This is a genomic window from Alteromonas sp. AO-Serp, from assembly GCF_017849675.1.
Taxonomy (GTDB): Bacteria; Pseudomonadota; Gammaproteobacteria; order Enterobacterales; family Alteromonadaceae; genus Alteromonas; species Alteromonas macleodii.
In genome coordinates this window covers 1-2,645 of record NZ_JAFLMX010000178.1, presented here as the reverse complement: position 1 = coordinate 2,645, position 2,645 = coordinate 1, and the positions used below count along the sequence as shown (strand labels likewise).

Annotated in this window: 3 protein-coding genes; 1 reads left to right on the top strand and 2 read right to left on the bottom strand. The window is 45.3% G+C overall.

Going from position 1 to position 2,645, the window contains the following annotated elements; genetic code table 11:
• Positions 1 to 184: 184 nt before the first annotated feature.
• Positions 185 to 1,405 (top strand): alginate export family protein, encoded by a 1,221-nt coding sequence (locus QVA83_RS12575; protein ID WP_156077886.1) that lies wholly within the window; start codon positions 185 to 187, stop codon positions 1,403 to 1,405.
• Positions 1,406 to 1,463: 58 nt separating this feature from the next.
• Here the strand turns inward: QVA83_RS12575 and QVA83_RS12570 are convergent, their stop codons facing one another.
• Together QVA83_RS12570 and QVA83_RS12565 are read right to left on the bottom strand one after the other, a co-directional pair.
• Positions 1,464 to 2,054 carry an HD domain-containing protein gene (locus QVA83_RS12570; RefSeq protein ID WP_287498512.1) on the bottom strand — a complete coding sequence of 197 codons (591 nt, stop codon included), beginning with the start codon at positions 2,052 to 2,054 and terminating at the stop codon, positions 1,464 to 1,466.
• A gap of 85 nt (positions 2,055 to 2,139) precedes the next feature.
• The coding region (locus tag QVA83_RS12565) for a thiol:disulfide interchange protein DsbA/DsbL (protein WP_287498511.1) at positions 2,140 to 2,645 on the bottom strand (506 nt) is incomplete at its 5' end.

The window sequence follows — 2,645 nt, the reverse complement described above, 5'->3', positions numbered from 1 at the left end:
ACCCAGCGGGGTGTCATCTGAAAAAAAAGACGCTAAGAAGTCAGATGCCGCCTAGCTTTATCGGCACCTGACTAGGGCGGAAGCCTTTTCCGCCAACTAACCAAAACCATCACTTTTAACCAGCATTCTACTGCTGGCTGGGTAAGTGTTGACTAATAAAAATCGATACCGATAGGGAATACACATGAACACGTTAAAAAACTTTGGCATTAAGATGCTAACAGCATCTGTTTTGACAGTATTGGGTGGAAGCGTAATGGCCGCTGACATTCACAGCGCATTAAGCGATTCAAAGGCATGGGCGGATCTGAATTTACGCTACGAAGCTGTTGATCAAGACAATGCGTTAGAAGACGCAAGTGCACTGACTTTGCGTACGCGTCTAGGGTTTAGTTCGGGTAGCGTTAATGGTTTCTCATTTACCGCTGAAGTTGAAGACAGTCGTATTGTACTTGGGCAAGATGAGTTCACTGTGGGGCCTACTGGCTTTAACGTAGGTGAGTATTCGGTCATTGCCGATCCTGAAACTACCGAAGTTGATCAAGCTTTTATTCAGTATAAGGCAGATAACTTTACCGCCAGAGTAGGGCGACAAGTAATTACGTTGGATGACCATCGATTTGTTGGCCACGTTGGCTGGCGACAAGACCGCCAGACCTTTGATGCCGTAAGCGCTAAATATGCGGCAACAGACAATCTAGAACTATTCTATAGCTATCTTTACAAACGCAACCGCATTTTTGCTGAGGCGGCAGATTTAGATTCTAAAGATCATATTCTTCATGCTACTTATACATCTAAAATTGGCAAGTTTGTGGCCTACGCTTACCTTTTAGAGGTGGACAACGACACGGATAACGCGTTGGACACGTATGGCGTGAGCTACGATGGAAAGATGAAAGGTGAGAGCGTGAGTTGGGCTTACGGTGGTGAGTTTGCCACGCAATCAAGCGAAGCTGGCGCGGGCGAAACGGCCAGCGACTTTGACGCCTCTTATTTAAATGCGTATGTCGCAGCCACGTTTTCTGGCGTGACGGCTAAGGTCGATTACGAAATACTAGGTTCTGACGATGGGTTGTACGGGTTTGCAACGCCGCTAGCTACGCTGCACAAATTCAACGGTTGGACTGATCAGTTCTTGGGCACGCCAGCACAGGGCTTAAAAGATCTTAAGTTATCTCTATCAGGTGGGCTAGCCGGTGGTAAATGGCTTTTGGCTTACCACGATTTCAGCGCTGACGACAGCAGTAACGGTGCTGACGACTTAGGCAGCGAAATTAATGTACAGTATACGAAGAAGTTTGCAGGTAAGTACAATTTTGGCATTAAGTACGGTACTTACGATGCGGGAGATATAAAGGTGGATACCAATCGCTTCTGGATGTGGATTGGTACACGCTTCTAATTGCAATACACTATTACAACGTTATGTTGTAATTAATACTACAGGTCTGGCTGAGTCGCTACTGACTTAGCCAGCCTTTTTCAACGGCCACATCAAGCTGATGCATAACGTAGTCCCATAAAGCCGGTGCGCAAGATTTAAGGTGAGCATTACGCTTCTCAATTTTCTCCCTTGCAATACCGTGACGCTTCCAGCTTCCTCCGTTGTCTTTCATATTTTGAAATACGGGAAGTACGCGGTCCATTGATTTTGCAAATTCTGCATCGGCGGTTTCCGCTGCTTCAAACTCAAGCCATAAATCGAGCATTTCACTACTAAGTGGACTCGGCAATAAACCAAAAATGCGCTTAGCGGCAGCTACTTCTTTCTCGGCTTGTGCGTCGTGATCTGTTTGATGATTGAAAGCAAACATGTCGCCAGCATCAATTTCCACAATATCGTGAATAAGGATCATGCGAATAACGCGGGTCACATCTATAGGTTTAGCCGCATATTCGCTTAGCATATTTGCCATTAATGCAACATGCCAGCTGTGCTCTGCGGAGTTTTCCTGTCGATAGTTATCACAGGGAAGGGTGATCTGGCGCTTAACAGCTTTTAGCTGGTCAAGTTCACAGATAAAGTCAGCAAAGTCACTTACTGCATACATTGGGATGCTCCAAGGCGTAAAAATGGGCGCCTGAGCGCCCATTTAATTATTCAAGGTCTAATGAGTGTATTGGTTATTAACCAAATTATTTTTGCTCAGATAGCCAAACGATTAGGTCAGCGATGTCGTCGAAGGTCATGTCAGCAGTGAAAGTAGGCTGATATTTACCGTTGATAATAAAGCTTGGCACACCAGTTAGGTGCTCACGATACTCGTCAATTTGCTGTTGATTCTTGCGCACCATGCTATTTACGCCGAAGCTTTTGGCCATTTTGTCAAACTCTTCACCGTCTACACCGTTCACAACGAAGATATTGCGAAGGTCTTTCAAGCCAGTGATAGATGCACGTTGCTTGTGGATATAGTTAAAAATAGCGCCGTTCATCGCGTCTTCTTGCTTCATAGCGCGCGCAATTAGCATGGCTTTAGTTGCATCGTCTTGAACTTCAGGTCCAGTAAAACGCATAAAGTTTACATGCACCTTATTGAATTTCGTGCCGTCGCTTTTCTTTTCTTTAATTTGCGCAACAATTGGTTCGAACTGGAAGCAGTGAGGGCACCAAAATGAGAAGTACTCAGTAATAACAGGCT

Excerpts from the sequence above, each read along its gene's own strand:
- QVA83_RS12575 (WP_156077886.1), top strand. The coding sequence starts at position 185 with ATGAACACGTTAAAAAACTTTGGCATTAAGATGCTAACAGCATCTGTT.
- QVA83_RS12570 (WP_287498512.1), bottom strand. The coding sequence starts at position 2,054 with ATGTATGCAGTAAGTGACTTTGCTGACTTTATCTGTGAACTTGACCAG.